We start from the raw sequence: 21,480 nt of genomic DNA on the forward strand, positions 1-21,480 counted from the left end.
TAGGGGAGAGCCCACCCATGAAATTCACCGAAACCCGCCTGAAGTCGATTCTGCTTTCGGGTGCAGCCCTTGGCACGCTTGCGATGCCGGGCACCGCGATGGCACAGGACGCCGCGCAAGGCGCCGACAACGTCGACACCAACGTCATCATCGTGACCGCATCCAAGCGCGAAACCACGCTGCAGGAAACCCCGATCGCGGTATCGGTCACCAGCGGCGAAGACATCGAAGATGCACAGATCCGCGATCTCATCGACCTGCAGACGCTGGTGCCTTCGCTTCGCGTATCGCAGCTGCAGAGCTCGGCCAACACCAACTTCATCATCCGTGGCTTCGGCAACGGCGCCAACAACCCCGGCATCGAGCCTTCGGTCGGCGTGTTCATCGATGGCGTCTACCGTTCGCGCTCGGCCGCCCAGATCGGCGATCTTCCCAACATCCAGCGCGTCGAAGTGCTGCGTGGTCCGCAGTCGACGCTGTTCGGCAAGAATGCATCGGCCGGCATCATCAGCATCGTTACCGAACGTCCGCAGTTCCAGTTCGGCGGTTCGGTCGAAGCGACCTACGGCAACTTCGATGCCCGCATCCTCAAGGCCGATATCACCGGCCCGATCAGCGATACGCTGGCCTTCAGCGTTGCCGGTAACATCAACAAGCGTGATGGCTTTGCCCGCGACCTCAACCTCGGCATCAAGTTCAACGATCGCGACCGCTGGGGCGTACGCGGCCAGCTGCTGTGGGAGCCCAACTCGGATCTGAGCGTGCGTCTGATCGGCGACTATGACAAGATCGACGAGAATTGCTGCATCGCGGCCAACATCCGCTCGGTACCCGGCATCTTCGGTGCGCTGCAGCTGGCGAGCGGCGACCCCCGCCCGATCGAGCCGCAGTCGCCTTTCTCGTATAATGTCCGCAACAATTTCGCCTCGCTCAACGAGATCGAGAACTACGGTGGATCGGTCCAGGCCGATTACAACCTTGGCGCGGTTTCGCTGACCAGCATCACCGCCTATCGCGAAGTGCGTTCGTTCACCGACCAGGATTCCGATTTCACCAGCGCCGACCTGATCGGCGAGAACTCGGCCGATACCGCGATCAAGACGTTCACGCAGGAAGTGCGGGTAGCATCGGACTTCGACGGCCCGCTCAACTTCCTGCTCGGCGGCTTCTATTTCAACGAGAAGATCAACGTCGACAACGCTCTGGCATTCGGCAGCGATTTCCGCACCTATGCCAACGCGCTCGCCGGCGGCCAGCTGCCGTTCCTGGAGCAGGGCATTCTGGGCGTTCCGCTCGGCACCTTCTTCCAGCAGGGCCAGGGCCTGTTCGACTCGTATGACTACAAGAACGACAGCTATTCGATCTTCGGTCAGGTCGATTTCAAGCCGATCGATCGCCTGACGCTGACCTTCGGGTTCAACTACACCAAGGACAAGAAGCGCGTGTCTTCGGATGCTGTCAGCACCGACGCATTCTCGGCGCTTGACCTCGTCGGCATCGGCAACACGGTGATCACGCAGCAGGGTATCGCCACCACGGTTGGCCAGGCGCTCGGCCTGCCCGGCCAGGCGAACGCAGCCCAGATCGGTGCGTTTGCAGCAGCCAACCCTGCCGCCTTCGGTCAGATCCAGGCGGGTTCGGCAGCATTCGCACGTGCCAACAACCTCAACCCTGCGGTCAACCCGCTGCTCGCCTTCCGCCCGCTGCAGTTCCTCCCGCCGTTCCTCAACTTCCCGAACGCGGTGGAAAACGGCCGCACCAGCGACGACGATTTCGCCTACACCATCCGGGCGAACTTCGAAGTCACCGACAACATCAACATATACGCCACCTACGCAACCGGCTTCAAGGCGAGCTCGTTCAACCTGGGCCGCGATTCGCGTCCTTCGGCTGCGGTCTTCATCCCCGGTTCGCCGGTGAACAACCCTGCCGCTTCGCCGATCCGCGATGCAGGTCTGGCGCTGCCCAACCTGACCACCGGTTCGCGTTTTGCAGGTCCGGAAAACTCTGAAGTCTACGAAGCCGGCCTGAAGGCGCAGTGGCCGCTGGTCGCGTTCAACCTCGCTGTGTTCAAGCAGTCGATCAAGGGTTTCCAGAGCAACATCTTCACCGGCACCGGCTTTGCGCTGGCCAATGCGGGCGAACAGTCCACCTTCGGCATCGAGTTCGACGGCACGGTTCAGCCTGCACGCGGCGTGAACATCTTCGTTGCGATGACCTATCTCGACCCGACCTACGACAGCTTCGTCAACTCGGCATTCGGCGATCTCAGCGGCACCACGCCTGCTGGCATCCCTGCGCTGTCGGCATCGATGGGCGCCAGCTTCACGCACGAATTCGACAACGGCATGACGCTGTCGGTGCGTGGTGACTATGCCTATGAAAGCCGCGTGCAGATCATCGAAGGCCTCAACGCCTTTGGCCCGGGCAACCAGCAGGCTGGCGCACGCGAGTTCACCCGCGAGGTCAACCTGATCAACGCATCGACGACGCTCGAACTGGCCAACGGCCTGGCGGTCAGCCTGTGGGCGCGCAACCTGCTCGATGCACAGTACATCACCACGGTGTTCGATTCGGTTGCCCAGTCGGGCAGCGTGTCGGGCTACCCCAACCAGCCGCGCACCTATGGCGGCACGGTACGGTTCAAGTTCTGATCTTCACAGTTGACCGGGCTTGGTCACGACCCTTGCGGCGATAGAAACGTAAGCGGTTGAAAACGGGGATATAGGGGGGCTTTACGCCCCCCTTTTTTTGCGCCAGTCCGCTGCGCAACACAGCAGAAGATGACGGGGGACCAGACTATGACGGACGCGCCGAACCGGGCCATGTTCCGATCCATCGCGCCCAAGCGCGTGCATTATCACGAGGTCGATATGCAGAATATCGTCTTCAACGCGAATTACCTGATGTTCGCCGATGTGGGCATAACCGAGTATTTTCGTGCGTTACGCATCGCAGGCGGGCCGCCCGAGACCGGCGGCTTCAACCTGTTCGGTCCCGATCATGACATGATGGTTCGGCATGCTGCGGTCGACTTCCGCGCAAGTGCGGTGGCCGATGACATGATCGATCTGGCGGTGCGGATGGTTCGTTTCGGCAACAGCAGCATGACCAGCCAGTGTGCGATGTTCCGGGGCGAAGAGCTGCTCAACGTGGTCACGATCAGCTATGTCCACTTCGCAGTGGAGACCCGCAGGCCCGCTCCCATACCGCAGTTCTTCCGCGACATGGTTATGGCCTTTGAGGTGGTGCGGCCAGACGGCAGCTAGCTACACGCTTTCCGAACTGTCGACACAAAAAAGGCCGGTGAAACCACCGGCCTTTTGTTTGTGTCAGTTGCCCGGCATTCCGGGAACGCCCTCAGGCGGACCACCTGGGCCACCCGGCCCACCCTGGCCTTGCAGCTGCTGCTGCATCGCGCGCAGCTGAGCCTCGGGGATGAACTCGACCAGTTCGACGTCAAAGATCAGCAGGCTGTTGGCAGGAATGACCACCTCACCGGTCTGGGGATTGGACTTTTCCTCGGCGCCATAGCCAAGCTCGGGCGGGATCCACAGGCGGTACTTGCCGCCGCGCTGCATCCGCTTGAGCGCTTCGGAAAAGCCGGGGATCGACCCGGCGACGGGCATCGGCACACGCTGGTTCGCATCGAACGGCTTGCCGTCCATCAGCGTGCCCTCGTAATTGATCAGCGTCACATCATCGTCGGTCGGCGATGGTCCGGTGCCCTTGGTGATTTCCTTGATCTGCAGACCGCTCTCGGTCGTCACCACACCCGGTTCACCGGCATTGCTCGACATGAACCCGGCAGCAGATTGCGGAATACCCTGCAATCCGGCCCAGGCGGTTCCGCCAGCAACCAACACGGCAACGGCCACGCCCAGCCACAATTTGGTGAGCGAGCCTTTTTCGATCGGTGGGATTGGAACGCGCGTAACGGACATGGCAGCCTCCGGTTATCATACCACGAACCCCTGCCGGAATGCCCGTGCTCGTTAAGCCAGGCAAGACCGCTCAGGGGCAGTTGCGGCGAATCGGCACCCCGTTCCGCCAGTTTCGTGATGCTGTAACGGGCTTATTTCGCGCCGTCACGTTCCATGCGCTTGCGCTCGAGCTTGCGGGCGCGACGCACGGCGGCGGCCTTTTCACGCGCACGCTTTTCAGACGGCTTCTCGTAATGCCGACGCAGCTTCATTTCGCGATAGACACCTTCGCGCTGCAGCTTCTTCTTGAGCGCCCGCAGCGCCTGGTCAACATTGTTATCGCGTACGAGAATCTGCATAAACTTACGTCAGCTCCATATTCTTGTTCGGCCATAAGATCCGCTCGCGCCACGCCTTGGGGCGCGGATAACGGACACAAAAGCCATAGATGAAAGGCCAATAAAAAAGGGCACGCCAGCCACCGGGCTGTCGGTCACGAGCAGGCCGTTACCAGTGCACGGCGGCGTTTTCAAGGGTTTTCGCGGTTTTTCAGCCGAACAGCGACGGTTGTGACATTGAATCATCGCGCGGCATCGTCGAGGGCGCGCCCTCGTCCACTTCACGCATCAGTGACGGATCGAAGGGTCGCACCATCGCCTGCGCCAATGCCCAATCCTCGTGCAGCCAGCAGCCAAGGTCATCGTCAGCCAGCATCACGGGCATGGCCTTGGGATGCACCGCCCCGACCAGGGTGTTGGGCGCGCAGGTCAGAAACGCGAACCGGGGGCCATTGTCGGTCGGCCGCCAGATCCCGGCAAAGGCGAAGGGCTGCCCCGAAGCCAGCGCGAACCAGTGCTGGCGCTTTCGTTTCGTAACCGGATCGGGCACTGCGCCATATTCGCAGAACGCGGTCACCGGGACCAGGCATCGCCGCTCCGGATCACGCAATGCCGCCCGCCACATCGGCGATTGCAGGTTGCGGACATTGGTGATCGGGCGCTTGACCTCACCGAATGGAGGCCAGCCCCAGCGCATCGTTTCCAGCCTTGTCGTGGTTGCATCGGCCCTGATCACCGGCGCGTCGTAATCGGGATAGATCGCTTCGAGCATAGCCAGGTTCGACCCTGCCATGTCGATCCCGCCGAGAGGCGGACCGAACAACTGCCGGATTGCATCGGCGTTGCTAGTCATGCGATACAGGTTGCACATAGCCACCAATGATAATGACAGGAGAGCGCGATGGCCACCGCATTGAAGCCCAGCAAACAGATGTCCACCGAAGAGCACGAAGCCCGCAAGCTGCTCGCATCCTGCTATCGGGTCTTCGACATGATGGGCTGGTCGGAGATGATCTACAACCACATCACCTTGAAGGTGCCGGGCGAGGAAGACGCGTTTCTGATCAACCCCTACGGCCTGCACTTCAGCGAGGTCTGCGCGTCCAATCTGGTCAAGATCAATTCGGAAGGCGAAAAGCTCGACGGATCGCTTTATCCGGTCAACAAGGCCGGGTTCACCCAGCACAGCGTGTTCCACAAGCGCATTCCCGACATGCACTGCATCATCCATACGCACACCACGGCGACGATGGCGGTGTGCTCGGTCGAGGGCGGCCTGCAGCCGACCAACTTCTATGCCTGCAACTTCATCGGCAACATTGCCTATCATGATTTCGAAGGCGTCACCGTCCGCGCGGAGGAAGGTGACCGGCTGGTCGAGGCCGTCACCGGCAAGCGCATCCTGATGCTCAGGAACCATGGCCCGGTCGTGATGGGCCGCACCCTGCCCGAGGCGTTCATCACCTATTGGGCACTGCAGCGAGCCTGCGAGATCCAGTTGGCCACTATGTCGATGGGCAAGCCGCTGCTGGTTTCGCAGGATGTCATTGACGTCCACCAGCGCGATCTCAGCCAGGTGCAACTGCCGATGGGCGCAGGCGTGCCCGATTTCGCGGCGATGGTGCGCAAGGTCGACAAGATTGATCCCAGCTGGCGCGATTGATCTCGATGAAAGCTGATTGGGCGGGTCTGCGGGTGACACATCCGCAGCCGCCGGTTATGCGCTAGCCTTATGACCAAGTTCACCGTCAACGACCGCCCGGTGCAGTACCGGCTTGATCCCGCAACGCCGCTGTTGTGGGCATTGCGCGACGCCTCCAACCTCACCGGCACCAAATATGGCTGCGGCAATGGCGATTGCGGCGCGTGCATGGTGGTAATCGATGGCGAAGCGATCCGCTCTTGCCTGGTCAGCATCGCCGAAGTCGAGGGGCGCTACGTCACCACGATCGAGGCGCTCAGCCGTGACCGCAGCCATCCGGTGCAGCAGGCGTTCGTCGCCGAGCAAGCCGTGCAGTGCGGCTTCTGCACGCCGGGCATGATCATCGCCGCCAGCGTGTTGCTGCGCAAGAACAGCAATCCAAACGATGCCGAGATCGACGACGCCATCCGCAACCTGTGTCGCTGCGGCACCCATCCCCGCGTCCGGGCTGCGATCAAACGGGCAGGCCGGGTGATGCGGCGGCGCGAAACCATCGCAGCGGCGCCGCCACCGGGCATTTCACCCGAGGACGCCGCCAAGGATGTGCCCGCGCTGACCCCGCCCGACTAAACCTGTCGGTCGGCGCTTATTCGCCGATGCCGTCCCACATTTCCTTGAGCCGCGCGAAGAAGCCGGTGGTAGCCGGGCTCTCCTGACCGGTCTCGGTCTCTTGGAATTCGCGCAGCAATTCCTTCTGGCGCGCGGACAGGCGCGTAGGCGTCTCGACGTCGATCTGGATGACCATGTCGCCCGTGCCCCTGCCCTGCAACACCGGCATGCCCGCTCCGCGCTGGCGCAGCTGCTTGCCCGACTGGATGCCAGCCGGAATGGCGATGCGGTGGCGCTTGCCGTCGAGCCCCGGAATCTCGAGCTCGCCGCCCAATGCCGCAGTCGTGATGCTGATCGGACAGCGCGTTACCAGGGTTGTACCATCGCGCTCGAAGATGCGGTGGCGCGAGACATGGATGAAGATGTACAGATCGCCCGGCGGCGATCCCTTGGGACCCGCCTCGCCCTTGCCTGTCAGACGGATCCGGGTGCCGTTGTCGACGCCCGGCGGTATGTCGACCGACAGCGTCTGGGCCTTGTCTACCCTGCCCTCGCCACGACAGCTGCGGCACGGGTTTTCGATGACCTGGCCCGAGCCATGGCAATTGGGACACGTGCGTTCAACGACGAAAAAGCCCTGCTGCGCGCGCATCTTGCCGCTGCCGCCGCACAGGTTGCAGGTGCGCACCTTGGTGCCCGGCTCGGCGCCGGAGCCGTCGCAGGTATCGCACGTCGCAGCAACATCGATCGAGATTTCGCTGGTCTTGCCGTGATAGGCCTCTTCGAGCGAGATCTCCATGTCATAGCGCAGATCAGCGCCGCGCGCCGGGCCCCGCCTGCCGCCTGCGCCGCCGAAACCGCCGCCAAAGATGGTATCGAAAATATCGCCAAGGTCGGAAAATCCCTCCGCACCGCCACGCCCGCCGCCGGACATGCCGTTTTCATAGGCTTCGTGCCCATAACGGTCATAGGCCGCGCGCTTTTGCGGATCCTTCAGGCAATCATAGGCCTGGCTGATCGCCTTGAAATGCGCTTCGGCCTGGGCGTCGCCAGGATTGCGATCGGGGTGCCATTGCATCGCCAGCTTGCGATAGGCGGACTTGAGCGTGCCATCGTCCGCAGTGCGCGAGACGCCAAGCAGCTCGTAATAATCGGTGGTAGTGGCCATAGTCATCGGTCGCGATTCTTCATGCAGCGACCAGGCGGAACGAACGGCAAGGTGGCATGTGCCACCCTGCCAGTGCGTCCCGCCCGGCCGGACTGTCGGTCATCAATCCGGCAATCAGTTTTTCGCGTCGCCGTCAACTTCCGAGAACTCGGCGTCGACGACATTGTCTTCACCCGCAGCGGCATCGGCCGCCGGAGAGGCTGACGCAGCCTGCTCCTTCTCGTAGATCGCCTGGCCCAGCTTCATCGCTGCCTGCGCCAGAGCTTCGGTCTTGGACTTCATCGCTTCGGGCTCGTTGCCCTCGATCGCGGTCTTGAGCTCGGCGATCGCGGTTTCGATCTCGCCCTTGACCGTGGCATCGACCTTGTCACCATGCTCTTCGAGCTGCTTTTCGGTGCTGTGCAGCAGGCTCTCGGCGTTGTTCTTGGCCTCGGCTGCTTCACGGCGCTTCTTGTCTTCCTCGGCAAAACGCTCGGCATCCTTGACCATCTGGTCGATGTCGGCATCGCTGAGGCCGCCAGAGGCCTGGATGCGGATCTGCTGTTCCTTGCCGGTGCCCTTGTCCTTGGCCGAGACGTTGACGATGCCGTTGGCATCGATGTCGAACGTGACCTCGATCTGCGGAACGCCGCGCGGGGCTGCCGGGATGCCGACCAGATCGAACTGGCCGAGCATCTTGTTGTCCGCCGCCATTTCGCGCTCGCCCTGGAAGACGCGGATCGTCACGGCCTGCTGGTTGTCGTCAGCGGTCGAATAGGTCTGCGACTTCTTGGTCGGGATCGTGGTGTTGCGATCGATCATGCGGGTGAACACGCCGCCCAGCGTCTCGATGCCCAGCGACAGCGGGGTCACGTCGAGCAGCAGCACGTCCTTGACGTCGCCCTGCAGCACGCCTGCCTGGATCGCAGCGCCCATGGCGACGACTTCATCGGGGTTGACGCCGGTGTGCGGCTCCTTGCCGAAGAATTCCTTCACCACTTCGCGCACGCGCGGCATGCGGGTCATGCCGCCAACGAGCACGACGTCGTCGATGTCGGAGGCCTTGAGGCCCGCATCTTCGAGCGCCTTCTTGCACGGGTCGAGCGTGCGCTTGATCAGATCGGCAACCAGCTTTTCCAGGTCCGAGCGGCTGATCATCTTGACCAGATGCTTGGGTCCGTTCTGGTCGGCGGTGATGAACGGCAGGTTGACCTCGGTGGTCTGCGCCGAGGACAGCTCGATCTTCGCCTTTTCCGACGCTTCCTTGAGACGCTGCAGCGCCAGCTTGTCCTTGGTGAGGTCGATGCCCTCGGCCTTGCGGAAATCCTCAGCCAGGAACTCGACCAGCTTGGAATCGAAATCCTCGCCGCCCAGGAAGGTGTCGCCGTTGGTGGCCTTCACCTCGAACACGCCGTCGCCGATTTCGAGCACCGAGATATCGAAGGTGCCGCCGCCAAGGTCATAGACCGCGATGGTCTTGCCGTCGTTCTTGTCGAGACCATAAGCCAGTGCCGCTGCGGTCGGCTCGTTGATGATGCGCAGCACTTCAAGGCCAGCGATGCGGCCTGCATCCTTGGTCGCCTGACGCTGGGCGTCGTTGAAGTACGCCGGAACCGTGATCACGGCCTGCGTGACGGTCTCGCCCAGATAGCTCTCGGCGGTTTCCTTCATCTTCTGCAGCGTGAACGCGCTGATTTCGGACGGCGAATAGTCCTTGCCGCCCGCGCTCACCCAGGCATCTCCGTTGGAGCCCTTGGTGATGCTGTAGGGCACCAGTTCCATGTCCTTCTTGGTCAACGGATCGTCGAAACGACGACCGATCAGGCGCTTGACCGCGAACACGGTGTTTTCTGGGTTGGTGACGGCCTGGCGCTTGGCCGGCTGGCCGACCAGCCGCTCACCGTCCTTGGTGAACGCGACGATCGACGGCGTCGTGCGCGCGCCTTCGGAATTCTCGATAACCTTGGGCTTGTCGCCGTCCATGACGGATACGCAGCTGTTGGTGGTGCCAAGGTCGATACCAATTACTTTTGCCATAGTGCTTTTCCCACGTGACTTTCGATATGCAGATGAAAGATTACGTACCGTCGGCATGCCCCCAAGCATCCGGCGATTCCGTCCCCGACGGCGGATATAGGGTTCGTTTCACTTGGCACAAGGCATCGCAGTATCTACATCACGCACATCGGCAGGCTGGCCGAATTCGGTACAGCCGATCTGAAAGGAACGACGCGCTATGATCCGCATGCTCTGCCTGGCCATTGCCGGCTTGGTCCTGACGCTGCTGGCTGGGTGCCAGCCGCCCGCGCAGCTGTTGGTCGAAAAGGCCGTGGTTCAGCTTTCGCCGGTCGAGGGCAATCCGTCTGTCCTGTATTTCACCATTCGCGGCGGCCCCCAGGACACGGTTTTGCGCTCGATCAGTTCGCCCTCGATCCTGCGGCTGGAAATGCACGAGACGGTCGAGGAGAACGGAATGTCGATGATGCGTCCGATATCTTCGGTTGCTGTGCCGACCCGCGGCAAGGTGGAGTTCGAGCCGGGTGGCAAGCACGTCATGGTCTGGGGCGTCGACCAAGGTGCCCGGAACCGCGGCACTGCCGAGTTCTTCTTTTCTTTTTCCACCGGTGAGAAGATTGCCGTGACCGCCGCCATCAGGGCGCTCCAACCAGCGGGTCAGCCGGCAGGTGGCACGAACCGGTAATGCCCCGCGCTTCGATCGACCGGCCGCTGGTTGCTGCCGAGATCGCGCTGGCGCGGTCGGTCTTCGGAGACGCAATCGCCTATGACAAGGTTCGGATCCGGCTCAAGAAATGGATTTTCTTCCAGCCGCGCCGCACGATCATGGCGCCCATGGGGCATATCCACTTTCACCCCGGCGGCAGCGCGTATTGCGATGATTTCAGCTGCGCCGCTGTCAGCCGCCAAGGGCTGTTCATTCACGAGATGGTGCATGTGTGGCAATACCAGCAGGGTATCTTCCTGCCGCTCAAGCGCCATCCGTTCTGCCGCTATGATTATGCGATCAAGCCGGGGCAGCCGTTCAAGAAATACGGGCTAGAGCAGCAGGCCGAGCTGGTCCGCCACGCCTTTCTGCTCCGCCAGGGCAGCGGGGTGCCGGGGGCACCACCGCTGAACACCTATCGGCAGATACTGCCGTTTCCGGTCTAAACACGCAGCCCATCATTTCGTCGCCCCCGCGCACGTGGGGGTCCTGCTTTGGCTTTCGGTCAACACCGAAGCAGGATTCCCGAGTTCGCGGGGGTAATGAGGAAATTCAGTCGGGCTTCTTGGCGACCGCTACCAATGCGGGGCGGAGCAAGCGGTCCTTGATCATATAGCCCGCCTGCAGCTCCTGCACGACCGTGCCGGGTTCGGCATCGGTGCTGGGGATTTCGATCATCGCCTGATGCTGGTTTGGATCGAGCGCAAGCCCCATCGCCGCAATGCGGGTGATGCTGTGCTTCGAGAACACGTTGTCGAGCTCGCGGCCGGTTGCTTCGAGGCCCACGACCAGGCCCTTCCATTTGTCGTCTTCGCGCAGATCCTTGGGGATCAGCTGCAGCGCGCGCGCGAGATTATCGGAGACCGAAAGGATATCACGGGCAAAGCCGGTCGCTGCATAAGCGCGCGCATCCTGCGCGTCCTTCTCCAGGCGGCGGCGCACATTCTGGGTATCGGCACGGGCGTAAAGCACATCCTGCTTGGCTTCAGCCAACTGCGCTTCGAGCGCGGCGATGCGCTCTTCCAGTGCCGATTGGTCGTCGCCCTGCTCCTTGAGGCTTTCCGGCACACCTTCCAGCTCTGCTGCAGCCTCCCGATCAAGCGACCGGTTGGTGTCGGCGGTATCGGTGGGGTCGTCCTGCTTCACTTTTTCGTCCTGATTCACGTCTGTCCTGCTCATTTCATCAATCTGGTTAGGCTCTGCGCAGTAAAGTCCACCATGGGCACAATACGCGCATAATTGAGGCGCGTGGGGCCGATGACCCCGACCACGCCAACGACGCGGCCCTCGCCGTCCCGGTACGGCGCCGCTATCACGGATGATCCGGAAAGCGAAAACAATTTGTTTTCGGCACCGATGAAGATACGCGCCGAGGCCGCTTCGCGTGCGCTATCGAGCAGATGGGCAATGTCCTGCATCGCTTCAAGCTCGTCGAGCAGCCGCCTCACCCGTTCCAGATCCGCCACCGCATCGTTGTCGAGCAGATTGGCCTGCCCGCGCACGATCAGCACCGGGCGGTCGGACCCGTCGCGCGACCACAGGGCGAGCCCCCGCCGGACCAGGTCCGAACTCGCCTGATCGAGCGCATCCTTCTCGCTGCTGATCTCGGCCTCCAGCGCCATCAGCGCGTGCGGCAGGCTGCGTCCGGAAAGCCGGGCGGTGACGAAGTTGCCAGCCTGCACCAGCATGCTTTCGGTCACCCGGCTGCTCATCTCGAGCACGCGGTTCTCGATGCTGCCATCGTTGCCGACGAGCACCGCGAGCACCTGGGTATCGGACAACCGCACGAAGCTCATCTGGCGCAACACTGGCTCGCGCCGCGGCACCATGACGATCCCGGCGCAGGCAGACAGCCCCGACAGCGCCTGCGTGGTCGCCGCCAGCGCCGCCTCGATCGGCCCCGCATTGTTAAGCTGTTTCTCGATCGCGGCGCGTTCCTCGACCGAGGGCTCTGCGACCTGCATCATTCCGTCGACGAACAGCCGCAGCCCCTGCTCGGTGGGCATCCGCCCGGCGCTGGTGTGCGGCGCTGCGAGCAGGCCCAGTTCCTCGAGATCCTGCATCACGTTGCGGATCGACGCAGGTGACAGGCTGACGGCGGAGGACTTCGATATCGTGCGCGAGCCGACCGGCATCCCGGTATCGAGATAGCTTTCGACGACGATGCGAAATACGTCGCGCGCGCGGTCGTTCAGTTCGGTGAACGGGCTGGTCATTCCGCCAAATTAGGCGCAACCGCCGATACTAACAAGCCATGCCGCGCAATGAGCCACGCCGCAGCATCATCCACCCAGGCCGCCGCGCGCATTGGCCAGCGCGAACCACCCGCACACCTGATCGAATGCCGCATCGGAAAGATCGACGAACATGCGCCGCGCATCGAGCGAATCCGCGCGGCGTTCGAGCAGCTGCTGGTCGGTCATCAACCGGATCCAGCGCAGCGCCGTGGTCGGCGGCACGGCCGCTGCGATGCACAGGCTCGAGACCGATACCGAGCGCCGTTCGAGCCGCGCTGCGGCGAGGTCGAGCAGGATATCCCACGCAGGATCGGCAAACAGCTCGGGCGAGAAAAAGCGCTCGCGCAGTCTGCGCAGGCTTATCAGATGGCGGATCTGCTGCGGATCGGGCGGGACTGCCGGACCATGATCGGCAGGTCCCTCGGCATGATAGGCCATCGATCGATCGGCGAGCGCGTCGGGCGCATCGTGCGCATCGCGCGAATCATCATCCTGCGAGGTGATCCGTCCCAACTGCTCGGCAAGCCGCGCGAGGTCCATGGCCAGCGCCTGAAGCCGGGCCCGCTCGTCGCGGGAGGTATCGAAGGCGCTGCCGGCGCGCAGCACTGCGGCAAGATCGGAGAGCGCGATCGCGATCAACGCCTGGTCGTCGCCGAACACGCAAGCGGCGTTGCGGCCATCAAGCAGCATGTCGACCTCGTCGATCGTCTCCAGGCTGACCAGGCAAAAAATGCCGACGTCGGACGGCAGATTGGCCAGCAGCGAGTCGTTCGGAACACCCGCCTGCCAATCGAAGGCGTGAATGCGCGCGGTCTCGGCCAATGGTGTGCCGGTCAGAGCAATCCGCGACGCAGGCCAGCCTGCAGCTTCGATCAGCCGCAGCAGCGCCGCACTGTCCGCCGCCACGACCACGTCACCCGCAGCAGGCGGCCCATTACCAAATGGCGTTCGTCCGCCTTCGGACATGAATTCCCCCCATAAAGCCGACTCTCAGTCCGCAAAGGGATCGCGGACAAGAATCGTATCTTCGCGCTCGGGCGAGGTCGAAACGAGCGCCACCGGGCACTGGATCAGCTCCTCCACGCGCTTGATATACTTGATCGCCTGCGCGGGCAGGTCAACCCAGCTGCGGGCACCGGCAGTCGATTCGTGCCAGCCGTCCATTTCCTCGTAAATCGGCTGGACCGCAGCCTGATCGCCCGCGTGTGCGGGGAAATAATCGAGCACCTTGCCGTTGAGCCGGTAGCCGGTGCAGATCTTGAGCTTGGCAAAGCCGTCGAGCACATCGAGCTTGGTCAGCGCGATCCCGGTCACGCCGGCGACCGCGCACGCCTGCCGCACCAAAGTCGCATCGAACCAGCCGCAGCGGCGCTGGCGACCGGTGACGGTGCCGAACTCATGCCCGCGCTCGCCCAGCCGCTGCCCTACCTCGTCCTGCAATTCGGTCGGGAAAGGGCCCGATCCGACGCGGGTGGTATAGGCCTTGACGATGCCGAGCACGAAGCCGCTCGCCTGCGGGCCCAGCCCGCTGCCGCCCGAAGCAGTGCCGGTGACGGTGTTCGACGAGGTGACGAAGGGATAAGTGCCATGATCGACATCAAGCAGCACGCCCTGTGCGCCCTCGAACAGCATGCGGGCACCGGCGCGGCGGATTTCGCCCAGGCGCTTCCACACCGGCTGCGCGAATTCGAGCACGAACGGCGCGATCTCGGCCAGTTCGGCGAGCAAGGCTGCACGATCGATCGGAGGCTCGCCGAAACCGGCCCGCAGCGCATCATGGTGCGCGCACAGCCGGTCGAGCTGCGGATCGAGCGAATCCAGATGCGCCAGATCGCATACGCGGATCGCGCGCCGTCCGACCTTGTCTTCATAAGCAGGGCCGATCCCGCGCCGGGTGGTGCCGATCTTGCCCTGGCCGCTGGCGTCCTCGCGCAGCGCGTCAAGATCGCGGTGGAACGGCAGGATCAGCGGGCAGTTGTCGGCGACGGCCAGATTGTCAGGCGTGATCTCCACGCCCTGCCCGCGCAGTTTGGCGACCTCGTCGCGCAGCGCCCAGGGATCAAGCACGACGCCGTTGCCGATGACGCTGAAGGTTCCGCGCACGATGCCCGAGGGCAGAAGCGAGAGCTTGAACACCTTCTCGCCGATCACCAGGGTGTGGCCGGCGTTGTGACCGCCCTGAAAGCGGATCACCGCGTCGGCGCGCTCGGCGAGCCAGTCCACGATCTTGCCCTTGCCCTCATCGCCCCACTGGGCGCCGATCACCGTAACATTGGCCACGACATCAACCTTTTCGCAAGATGGACGCACCGATCAGCGGCGCACAAAACGCGCTCGTCCTAGTGATGGCGGGCGGCTGCGTCCACCCTGTTAGGGTGAAACTTGATACAAATTAATGCACTTCGCGAATGGACGCGGCCATGGCGCCTGAGCCAGACTGGCCGTCATCTCGCAGCCTGTTCGGAGATGGACGATGCACTGGAAGACGTTGGCGCTGATCGTGACCGCCATGCTGGTGGCGCCTCTCCTTGCCCAGCAGGTCGGCGCGCGCGAGCGAATGCTGGATCGCGAATGCCGCCGCGAGGTGGTGCGGTTGTGCGGCCTCAAGCGCTCGGAAATGCGAACATGCCTGCGCGAGCGCGGCGACGAACTGTCCCAACGCTGCAAGGCACAATTCGTGGAGGGTATCGCCAACCGCCTGCCCGCCGTCACACCCCAGCAGCCCCGCGATTCCTCGGCGCGCACGATCGCTTATGGCTCAGCTGACAAGCAAGCCATCGATCTTTACCTGCCAGAAGGTGCGAAGCCCGCCAGCGGACATCCGCTGGTCGTCTTCGTCCACGGCGGCGGTTGGCGCAATGGCGATCGCCGCATGGTCAGCCAGCAGCCGGCCTTTTTCGCCGCCAAGGGCTGGGCGTTCGCATCGGTCGGCTATCGGTTGCTGCCCGAAGCTCCGGTCGAGCAGCAAGCCGCAGACGTTGCCGCAGCGCTCGCCGAGCTGCTTGCGCAAGCGAAAACGCTGGGAATCGACCCCAAACGGATCATCGTAATGGGCCACAGCGCGGGCGCTCATCTGGCGGCTTTGGTCTCGACTGACCCAAGCTATCTCAAAGCCGACATGCAACGGATTGCCGGGGTCATCCTGCTCGACGGCGCAGGCTATGACGTCGCGCGGCAGATGCGCGATCAGCCGTTGATCGCAAAGAGCCTTTATATCCCCGCGTTCGGCACCGATCCTGCGCGCCAGGCGAGGCTGTCACCGGTCACCCACGCGGCGGCCCCCAATGTCGGTCGCTGGCTGATCCTGCATGTCGCCAGCCGCAAGGATGCCGCCGTTCAATCGAACGCGCTTGCTGCTGCGCTGACATCCGCCGGATCGAAGGTCGTGGTCCAATCGATCGCAGGCGAAAACCATATGACGATCAACCGCGAGCTTGGCGACGAAAGCAATGCGCACACCAAGGCAGTGTCCGAGTTCCTGACGCAATTCTGATTGCGAGCGCGATCAGAGCAGAACGGTCTCGCTGCCATCCAGCCTGTGTGTGCAGCCCAGTGCAAGCGCGTCATCGGCTTCGGCCAGCGCTGCCAGCGTACGCCATCCGATCGCGCGCAGCCGTGCCGCCACTGCCTGGTCATGGCCGAACGGCAGGAATAGCTTGCCTGCTGTCCCACCGTCACCGTCCAGCCCCATATCGAGCAGCGCATCGGGGTAAAGCGAGAAGCCGGTTGCAACCTCTTGTCCACCCTTGCCGTCGGGAATGGCATAGGTCCCGCCGCGCCCGACGACTCCCGCACAACCATCGGCATAGAGCGAGAAGCCGAACCAGCTTTGATATTCGAAGCCGTGGCGTTCGGTCGGGTCGAGCGTGACCGTCACATCTTCGGGCAGGCCAGCGACGATCTGGCGCAGCGCACCGATGCGGCTGGCGAGCACCCCGCCGGCATCGATCGCCGCCAGCGCGTCGATCGCCACTTCAAACGGCCCCATCGCATACAGCAGCGGCAGATAGGCATCCGCGCCAAGCGCGGTCAGCCCGCCTGCATCCTTCATGTCGAGTTCGCGGCGCACCGCAGAAATCTGTGTGGGCGCGAGCGGAAAAGCGGTGGCGGCGAGCGTATCGACAAGGTCGGGCAGCGTCAGATCGACTGTGATTCCGGTGACGCCTGCCTGAGCCAGCGCTTCGATCGCGATCCGCACCACTTCCTGCGCGGCGGCGATATTGTCGTGCCCGATGAGCTCGGCGCCAATCTGGAGGCGCTCGCGCTCGGGATTGAGCTGGTCGGATGCGATGCGCAGCACCTGCCCTGCGTAGCTTAGCCGCAACGGACGCGGCGAGGTGGCCATCAGAGTGGTGGCGACGCGGCCAACCTGCACGGTGATGTCGGAACGGATCGCCAATGTCCGCATCGAGGAAGGATCGACCATGCGGAACAGATGCTGTCGCCCCGTCCCCTGCATCCGCGATGCCAGCGACCGCTCGTACTCGACCAGCGGCGGGGAGACGCGATCATAGCCGTGGCCCGCAAGCACATCCATGGCATTGCGGGTCAGCCGTGCGGCCTGTTCGGCGCGCGGGGGAAGCAGATCGGCAAGACCTGCGGGAAGGATATCGGGATTCGTCTCTGACATGGCGCAGCGCTTAGACGATTAGCGCGCGAGTTGAAACCTTATGACGTGCGGCCGCAGCTGTCGTCAGGCGGTAGCCTGGCCTGCACCCTGGATGATCGCATCCTTGATCGCGAAAGCTTCGCGGGCCCAGTTGGTGGTGGGCGCGACATTGCTGCTGATGTCGATCGCAGCATCAGCGGCGAGAGGATAGAGTTCGGCCTCTTCGCGATCGATCCGGGCGAACATCCCCAGCGTCATCTTGCGCGACGCGGTACGAAAGCCGTTCCAGTCGTTTGCGACGCGTGCGGGGGTCCAGAACCTGGCATGCTGCGAATAGGCGGTGAAAAGTTCGGCCAGCTCTGCCTGATATTTGCGGCCGATCTCGCGGACGTGCGGCCGTTCGTCCCGCAGCAGCTTGGCGTACAGATGGCGGTCTTCGAACGCCAGGTGTTGCATGATGTGGCTGCTGAGCTGCCAGCGCCGGTCGGCAAGAAGCAGGCCGTCGGGCATTTTTGCGCAATCGAGGAGCGCGAGCAGGGCATCTGCCTTTTCACGCATCACAACGTGATCGCGCAGCATTCTGTGCAGCATCTTGCGGCCCCCCAATTCGTCAGGGCCGTGATAGCGCCCAGATGTTAAACCCTCGTAAATCTTTGGGTCATCCTGGGGGTAACTGTCAGGCTGCGGAGCGGCGCAATCGCCACCCCGCACCCTAGCATCTGCGAATCAGGCAGCAGCCGAGAGACGGACAGCCGCCATCTTGCCGCGGCGATCCTGCTCGAGCTCAAAGTTCACGCGCTGGTCGCGATCGAGCGTGCGCATGCCCGATGCTTCAACGGCGCTGATGTGAACGAACGCGTCGTTGCCGCCATCATCGGGCTGAATGAAACCATAGCCCTTGTCGGCGTTGAAAAACTTTACGGTGCCAATAGGCATAGTCATTTCCTTAAGTGTAGATTGCACGAGGCCGCACATTTGCGGACATTTCCCCTTGCATAGTCGGGACCGGAAGTTCGATTTCGACCTGTGCAACGCCCGGTCCCGGCCATTGCACGCGAAGATGCGGATGCTTGAGGTCAACCTTGCGGCAGGCCCGGCATCCGAATGGGGTCAGCCCGGCATAAAACTGCCCGGCTGTGGATAGGCGATCGCATGAACGCGCCGCTCTTCGACACACGCCAAGTTGCGCTGCGCATCGCGCTCATTCGCGCTGGGCGAATGCAACGCGCGCATGTGCGCAACGTGGAGATCGTCAAAAAGCTGATTGATATCTGGCATGCGTTTGCTCTTGTCGCTGCGCAAGCAAGAGCGTGGAGCATGGATGCCGCGAGTCTCTCAGTCGCGCGCTGGCTTGGATCGTGGATCGCGCGATGGCACGTCTATAGCAGCAATAGTGGAAAAAGTCTCACACTAATCTTGCACGCCTCAACGCACGGGCCGAACGGTCAATCCATGCCCGCAGGCTTGCCGAAGACATTGACGTCCGATGGACCGATCCAGCCATTGAGATAATTGGCATAGAACAACCCGAACACCACCGCCGATACAGCGGTGGTGATCAGGATGACCCGCTTGGGCCTGAAGTTGGCAGGCGCGCTGTCCGCCTGGCCGCGGACCTTTTCGAGCCCCAGCTCGTCAGCGGTGCGCACACCGAAAGGCATCACCACGAACGCGGTGATCACCCAGAACAACAGATAGATGGCGGCGATGCTCGTCCAGCTCATGCGTCATACCTCGATTGATTGCCGCCAAAATGGGGCATCAGCCACCGATCATCAAGACGGTAACCACAGGCTTTTTGCCCGTCCAGCGCGTAGCGGCGCGGCGTACGGCGAGGCGAATGCCCTCCTGCACGTCATCGCCCCTGCCGCCCGTGCGACCCTCGGATTTGCCGCCGTTGCGGCCTTCGGACTTGCCACCCCGCCCGCGCGGCTTGCTCTTGCCGGGATTTTCGATCGCCTGACGGACATCCTCGACCGTCTCGGCCAGGAACGCATCGAGATCATCCTCGACCGGAAGCCCGAGGCAGCGCACCACGGGATCGCCGATCAGCGCGCCGCGTCCATCGAGCGCAACCGCCACGCTGACCTGACCGTTGACCGCAAGCTTGCGTCGCTCGGCCATCGTCATGCCATCGGCGGGAAGGATAACGTCGCCATCCAGCACCAGCCGGCCAGCGCGCTCGCGGCTGATCACGCCAGGCTTGCCGGGCGCCAGCCGCACCAGATCGCCGTTCTTCTGCACCACCACCGAAGGGATTCCCTGCTCGGTGCCGAACCGGGCCTGTTCGGTCATGTGCCGCATCTCGCCATGGACAGGAACCAGCACCTGCGGCCTGATCCACTTGTACATTTCGGCAAGCTCGGGCCTGCCGGGGTGACCAGAGACATGAATATCGGCTTGGCGGTCGGTGACCATGTTGATGCCATCTTCGGCCAGTCTGTTCTGGATGCGCCCAATCGCGATTTCGTTGCCCGGAATGACCTTGGACGAGAACAGCACGGTATCGCCTGCCTCGAGCTTGATCTGGTGGTTCCCGTCGGCAACGCGCGCCAGAGCGGCGCGCGGCTCGCCCTGGCCGCCGGTGGCGACGACCAGAACCTCACGGCGCGGCAGACCCATCGCGGTATCGAAATCGACCAGCTCGGGCAGGTCCTTGAGATAGCCGTTTGCCTTGGCGACCTGAATGATCCGATCGAGCGAGCGCCCGGCGACACAGAAGGCGCGATTGGTCGCCTTGGCGACCTCACCCAGCGTGTGCAGGCGTGCGACGTTGGAGGCGAAGGTGGTGATCAGCGCGCGACCCTTGAGCGGCTTGACCGCCTTGATCAGTTCATCACGCACCGCGCCCTCGGAGCCCGAGCTTTCCGGATTGAAGACGTTGGTCGAATCGCAGACCATCGCGAGTATGCCCTCATCGCCCAGCGCGCTCAGCGTTGCGGGCGTCGAAGGAACGCCGACGATCGGTTCGTCGTCGAGTTTCCAGTCGCCGGTGTGGAAGATGCGGCCATAAGGCGTGTCGATCAGCAGCGCGTTGCCCTCGGCGATCGAGTGCGCGAGCGGCAGATAACGGAACCCGAATGGGCCAAGCTGGAGGCTGCCTTCGTTCTCGATGACGTTGAGCTCGACGTCCTTGACCAGCCCCTGCTCTTCCAGCTTGCGGCGGATCAGGTCGGCGGTGAAAGGCGTTGCGAACAACGGCACATTAAGGTCCGCCGCCAGATAGGGCAGCGCACCGATATGGTCTTCATGGCCATGCGTCAGCACGATGCCGAGCAGGTCGTCGGCGCGTTCCTCGATGAATTCGAGATCGGGAAACACCAGCTCGACGCCGGGATAGGCCGGATCGCTGAAGGTCATGCCGAGATCGACCATCACCCATTTGCCGTCGCAGCCGTAAAGGTTGGCGTTCATGCCGATTTCGCCCGACCCGCCAAGGGCCAGGAACAACAGTTCTTTTCCAGGTTTCATGTAATCAAAATGCCCTTTCGGCAATCATGGCTAGACCCTGCAGGGTCAGGTCGGGTTCGACCGCATCAAATATCGTCGTGTGCTCATCGAACAGCACCGCAAGCCCGCCGGTGGCAATGACCTTCGCCGGGCGGCCGATCTCGGCGCGCATCCGGGCGACCAGCCCTTCCATCATCGCGACATAGCCCCAGAACACGCCAATCTGCATCTGATCTTCGGTGTTGCGACCGATGACCGAGCGGTTGTTGCGCGGGGTTTCTATGGCGATGCGCGGCAGCTTTGCGGCAGCTTGTACCAGGGCATCGAGCGACAGGTTGATGCCCGGCGCGATGATGCCCCCTTTGTAAGCACCCGTATAATCCACCACGTCATAGGTGGTTGCGGTGCCAAAGTCGATGATGATGATGTCGCCGGGGTGCAGGGCGTGCGCGGCGATCGAATTGACCGCACGATCGGCGCCCAGTGATTTGGGTTCATCGACGTCGATCTGCATCTGCCAGTCGGCAGGTGCGACCCCTGCAATCAGCGGCTCGACGTTGAAATACTTGCGCGACAGCACCTGCAGGTTGTGCAGCGCGCGCGGGACGACGGTGGAGATGATCACCTGGCTGATGTCCTGCCGCATGAAGCCTTCGAGCATCAGCAACTGGTTCAACCAAACCGCGTATTCGTCGCCGGTCCGCCGGGCGTCGGTCGATATCCGCCAACGGGTCTTGATCGTACGTCCGTTGAACAGCGCGAACACCGCGTTGGTGTTGCCGACATCGATGGCAAGCAGCATG

At 63.0% G+C, this 21,480-nt stretch carries 23 protein-coding genes; 7 read left to right on the forward strand and 16 right to left on the reverse strand.

Translation table 11 applies throughout. From position 1 onward, the window contains the following. Positions 1–17 precede the first annotated feature (17 nt). Positions 18–2,654 carry a TonB-dependent receptor gene (locus tag ACK4R0_RS06505; protein WP_409671983.1) on the forward strand — a complete coding sequence of 879 codons (2,637 nt, stop codon included), beginning with the start codon at positions 18–20 and terminating at the stop codon, positions 2,652–2,654. Positions 2,655–2,825: 171 nt separating this feature from the next. Continuing rightward, positions 2,826–3,269, forward strand: a complete 444-nt coding sequence (locus ACK4R0_RS06510) for an acyl-CoA thioesterase (protein ID WP_409671986.1) — start codon at positions 2,826–2,828, stop codon at positions 3,267–3,269. 63 nt (positions 3,270–3,332) lie between these two features. Here ACK4R0_RS06510 and ACK4R0_RS06515 read toward each other — a convergent pair whose 3' ends face one another. The 3 genes from ACK4R0_RS06515 to ACK4R0_RS06525 form a co-directional block, all read right to left on the reverse strand. Then, positions 3,333–3,944: an FKBP-type peptidyl-prolyl cis-trans isomerase gene (locus ACK4R0_RS06515; protein ID WP_409671989.1), complete on the reverse strand. Its 612-nt coding sequence runs from the start codon at positions 3,942–3,944 to the stop codon at positions 3,333–3,335. A gap of 131 nt (positions 3,945–4,075) precedes the next feature. Further along, positions 4,076–4,282 (reverse strand): 30S ribosomal protein S21, encoded by a 207-nt coding sequence (rpsU, locus tag ACK4R0_RS06520; RefSeq protein WP_007688176.1) that lies wholly within the window; start codon positions 4,280–4,282, stop codon positions 4,076–4,078. A 190-nt stretch (positions 4,283–4,472) separates the two neighbouring features. Continuing rightward, positions 4,473–5,132 (reverse strand): SOS response-associated peptidase, encoded by a 660-nt coding sequence (locus ACK4R0_RS06525; protein WP_409672235.1) that lies wholly within the window; start codon positions 5,130–5,132, stop codon positions 4,473–4,475. A 30-nt stretch (positions 5,133–5,162) separates the two neighbouring features. Between ACK4R0_RS06525 and ACK4R0_RS06530 the strand changes: the two genes are divergently transcribed. Both ACK4R0_RS06530 and ACK4R0_RS06535 read left to right on the forward strand, forming a co-directional pair. Then, positions 5,163–5,924, forward strand: a complete 762-nt coding sequence (locus ACK4R0_RS06530) for a class II aldolase/adducin family protein (RefSeq protein WP_409671993.1) — start codon at positions 5,163–5,165, stop codon at positions 5,922–5,924. 69 nt (positions 5,925–5,993) lie between these two features. Beyond that, positions 5,994–6,533, forward strand: coding sequence for a (2Fe-2S)-binding protein (locus ACK4R0_RS06535; RefSeq protein WP_409671996.1), 540 nt, complete (start codon positions 5,994–5,996; stop codon positions 6,531–6,533). A 16-nt stretch (positions 6,534–6,549) separates the two neighbouring features. Here the strand turns inward: ACK4R0_RS06535 and dnaJ are convergent, their stop codons facing one another. Together dnaJ and dnaK are read right to left on the reverse strand one after the other, a co-directional pair. Beyond that, a complete protein-coding gene (gene dnaJ, locus ACK4R0_RS06540; RefSeq protein ID WP_409672238.1) occupies positions 6,550–7,680 on the reverse strand; it encodes a molecular chaperone DnaJ in 1,131 nt (376 codons plus the stop codon). A gap of 114 nt (positions 7,681–7,794) precedes the next feature. Further along, complete coding sequence (gene dnaK / locus ACK4R0_RS06545) at positions 7,795–9,696, reverse strand: molecular chaperone DnaK (protein ID WP_409671999.1); 1,902 nt, start codon at positions 9,694–9,696, stop codon at positions 7,795–7,797. 199 nt (positions 9,697–9,895) lie between these two features. Between dnaK and ACK4R0_RS06550 the strand changes: the two genes are divergently transcribed. Together ACK4R0_RS06550 and ACK4R0_RS06555 are read left to right on the forward strand one after the other, a co-directional pair. Further along, on the forward strand, positions 9,896–10,360 hold the full coding sequence (locus tag ACK4R0_RS06550; RefSeq protein ID WP_409672002.1) for a copper chaperone PCu(A)C: 465 nt from the start codon (positions 9,896–9,898) through the stop codon (positions 10,358–10,360). Next, the gene (locus ACK4R0_RS06555; RefSeq protein ID WP_409672005.1) at positions 10,360–10,827 is read left to right on the forward strand and encodes a vgr related protein; all 468 of its coding nucleotides are present in this window, start codon (positions 10,360–10,362) and stop codon (positions 10,825–10,827) included. Before ACK4R0_RS06550 ends, ACK4R0_RS06555 begins: the two co-directional genes overlap by 1 nt. A 106-nt stretch (positions 10,828–10,933) precedes the next feature. Here ACK4R0_RS06555 and grpE read toward each other — a convergent pair whose 3' ends face one another. From grpE to ACK4R0_RS06575, 4 genes are all read right to left on the reverse strand, one after another. Further along, entirely contained in the window at positions 10,934–11,560 is a 627-nt protein-coding gene (gene grpE, locus ACK4R0_RS06560) for a nucleotide exchange factor GrpE (protein WP_409672008.1), read from the reverse strand. Further along, positions 11,557–12,597, reverse strand: a complete 1,041-nt coding sequence (hrcA, locus tag ACK4R0_RS06565; RefSeq protein WP_409672011.1) for a heat-inducible transcriptional repressor HrcA — start codon at positions 12,595–12,597, stop codon at positions 11,557–11,559. Before hrcA ends, grpE begins: the two co-directional genes overlap by 4 nt. A gap of 66 nt (positions 12,598–12,663) precedes the next feature. Then, the gene (locus ACK4R0_RS06570; RefSeq protein ID WP_409672014.1) at positions 12,664–13,524 is read right to left on the reverse strand and encodes a MarR family transcriptional regulator; all 861 of its coding nucleotides are present in this window, start codon (positions 13,522–13,524) and stop codon (positions 12,664–12,666) included. 84 nt (positions 13,525–13,608) lie between these two features. Further along, entirely contained in the window at positions 13,609–14,898 is a 1,290-nt protein-coding gene (locus ACK4R0_RS06575) for an adenylosuccinate synthase (protein ID WP_409672017.1), read from the reverse strand. Positions 14,899–15,091: 193 nt separating this feature from the next. Between ACK4R0_RS06575 and ACK4R0_RS06580 the strand changes: the two genes are divergently transcribed. Beyond that, positions 15,092–16,111 carry an alpha/beta hydrolase gene (locus ACK4R0_RS06580; RefSeq protein ID WP_409672020.1) on the forward strand — a complete coding sequence of 340 codons (1,020 nt, stop codon included), beginning with the start codon at positions 15,092–15,094 and terminating at the stop codon, positions 16,109–16,111. Between the two features lie 12 nt (positions 16,112–16,123). Here ACK4R0_RS06580 and ACK4R0_RS06585 read toward each other — a convergent pair whose 3' ends face one another. The 7 genes from ACK4R0_RS06585 to ACK4R0_RS06615 all read right to left on the reverse strand — a co-directional run bounded on the left by ACK4R0_RS06585 (position 16,124) and on the right by ACK4R0_RS06615 (position 21,479). Beyond that, positions 16,124–17,248 (reverse strand): ATP phosphoribosyltransferase regulatory subunit, encoded by a 1,125-nt coding sequence (locus ACK4R0_RS06585; RefSeq protein ID WP_409672023.1) that lies wholly within the window; start codon positions 17,246–17,248, stop codon positions 16,124–16,126. 63 nt (positions 17,249–17,311) lie between these two features. Continuing rightward, the gene (locus tag ACK4R0_RS06590) at positions 17,312–17,818 is read right to left on the reverse strand and encodes a hemerythrin domain-containing protein (RefSeq protein ID WP_409672026.1); all 507 of its coding nucleotides are present in this window, start codon (positions 17,816–17,818) and stop codon (positions 17,312–17,314) included. A gap of 135 nt (positions 17,819–17,953) precedes the next feature. Then, positions 17,954–18,163, reverse strand: coding sequence for a cold-shock protein (locus tag ACK4R0_RS06595; protein ID WP_017671033.1), 210 nt, complete (start codon positions 18,161–18,163; stop codon positions 17,954–17,956). Between the two features lie 174 nt (positions 18,164–18,337). Next, a complete protein-coding gene (locus ACK4R0_RS06600; RefSeq protein WP_409672029.1) occupies positions 18,338–18,505 on the reverse strand; it encodes a hypothetical protein in 168 nt (55 codons plus the stop codon). 167 nt (positions 18,506–18,672) lie between these two features. Continuing rightward, positions 18,673–18,951, reverse strand: coding sequence for a DUF1467 family protein (locus ACK4R0_RS06605; RefSeq protein WP_409672031.1), 279 nt, complete (start codon positions 18,949–18,951; stop codon positions 18,673–18,675). 37 nt (positions 18,952–18,988) lie between these two features. Further along, positions 18,989–20,698: a ribonuclease J gene (locus tag ACK4R0_RS06610; RefSeq protein ID WP_409672034.1), complete on the reverse strand. Its 1,710-nt coding sequence runs from the start codon at positions 20,696–20,698 to the stop codon at positions 18,989–18,991. A gap of 4 nt (positions 20,699–20,702) precedes the next feature. Continuing rightward, positions 20,703–21,479 carry a type III pantothenate kinase gene (locus ACK4R0_RS06615; RefSeq protein ID WP_409672036.1) on the reverse strand — a complete coding sequence of 259 codons (777 nt, stop codon included), beginning with the start codon at positions 21,477–21,479 and terminating at the stop codon, positions 20,703–20,705. Between the last annotated feature and the right edge of the window lies 1 nt (position 21,480).

Source organism: Blastomonas sp. (genome assembly GCF_046294995.1).
In the GTDB taxonomy this organism is placed as follows: domain Bacteria; phylum Pseudomonadota; class Alphaproteobacteria; order Sphingomonadales; family Sphingomonadaceae; genus Blastomonas.

Bases quoted from the DNA above. Each gene is read 5' to 3' on its own strand.
- hrcA (WP_409672011.1), bottom strand. From the start codon at position 12,597: ATGACCAGCCCGTTCACCGAACTGAACGACCGCGCGCGCGACGTATTT.
- grpE (WP_409672008.1), bottom strand. From the start codon at position 11,560: ATGAGCAGGACAGACGTGAATCAGGACGAAAAAGTGAAGCAGGACGAC.
- ACK4R0_RS06505 (WP_409671983.1), top strand. From the start codon at position 18: ATGAAATTCACCGAAACCCGCCTGAAGTCGATTCTGCTTTCGGGTGCA.
- dnaK (WP_409671999.1), bottom strand. From the start codon at position 9,696: ATGGCAAAAGTAATTGGTATCGACCTTGGCACCACCAACAGCTGCGTA.
- ACK4R0_RS06590 (WP_409672026.1), bottom strand. From the start codon at position 17,818: ATGCTGCACAGAATGCTGCGCGATCACGTTGTGATGCGTGAAAAGGCA.
- ACK4R0_RS06530 (WP_409671993.1), top strand. From the start codon at position 5,163: ATGGCCACCGCATTGAAGCCCAGCAAACAGATGTCCACCGAAGAGCAC.
- rpsU (WP_007688176.1), bottom strand. From the start codon at position 4,282: ATGCAGATTCTCGTACGCGATAACAATGTTGACCAGGCGCTGCGGGCG.
- ACK4R0_RS06585 (WP_409672023.1), bottom strand. From the start codon at position 17,248: ATGTCAGAGACGAATCCCGATATCCTTCCCGCAGGTCTTGCCGATCTG.
- ACK4R0_RS06580 (WP_409672020.1), top strand. From the start codon at position 15,092: ATGCACTGGAAGACGTTGGCGCTGATCGTGACCGCCATGCTGGTGGCG.
- ACK4R0_RS06555 (WP_409672005.1), top strand. From the start codon at position 10,360: ATGCCCCGCGCTTCGATCGACCGGCCGCTGGTTGCTGCCGAGATCGCG.
- ACK4R0_RS06550 (WP_409672002.1), top strand. From the start codon at position 9,896: ATGATCCGCATGCTCTGCCTGGCCATTGCCGGCTTGGTCCTGACGCTG.
- ACK4R0_RS06595 (WP_017671033.1), bottom strand. From the start codon at position 18,163: ATGCCTATTGGCACCGTAAAGTTTTTCAACGCCGACAAGGGCTATGGT.
- ACK4R0_RS06515 (WP_409671989.1), bottom strand. From the start codon at position 3,944: ATGTCCGTTACGCGCGTTCCAATCCCACCGATCGAAAAAGGCTCGCTC.
- ACK4R0_RS06525 (WP_409672235.1), bottom strand. From the start codon at position 5,132: ATGTGCAACCTGTATCGCATGACTAGCAACGCCGATGCAATCCGGCAG.
- dnaJ (WP_409672238.1), bottom strand. From the start codon at position 7,680: ATGGCCACTACCACCGATTATTACGAGCTGCTTGGCGTCTCGCGCACT.
- ACK4R0_RS06605 (WP_409672031.1), bottom strand. From the start codon at position 18,951: ATGAGCTGGACGAGCATCGCCGCCATCTATCTGTTGTTCTGGGTGATC.
- ACK4R0_RS06535 (WP_409671996.1), top strand. From the start codon at position 5,994: ATGACCAAGTTCACCGTCAACGACCGCCCGGTGCAGTACCGGCTTGAT.
- ACK4R0_RS06610 (WP_409672034.1), bottom strand. From the start codon at position 20,698: ATGAAACCTGGAAAAGAACTGTTGTTCCTGGCCCTTGGCGGGTCGGGC.
- ACK4R0_RS06510 (WP_409671986.1), top strand. From the start codon at position 2,826: ATGTTCCGATCCATCGCGCCCAAGCGCGTGCATTATCACGAGGTCGAT.
- ACK4R0_RS06600 (WP_409672029.1), bottom strand. From the start codon at position 18,505: ATGCCAGATATCAATCAGCTTTTTGACGATCTCCACGTTGCGCACATG.
- ACK4R0_RS06615 (WP_409672036.1), bottom strand. From the start codon at position 21,479: ATGCTGCTTGCCATCGATGTCGGCAACACCAACGCGGTGTTCGCGCTG.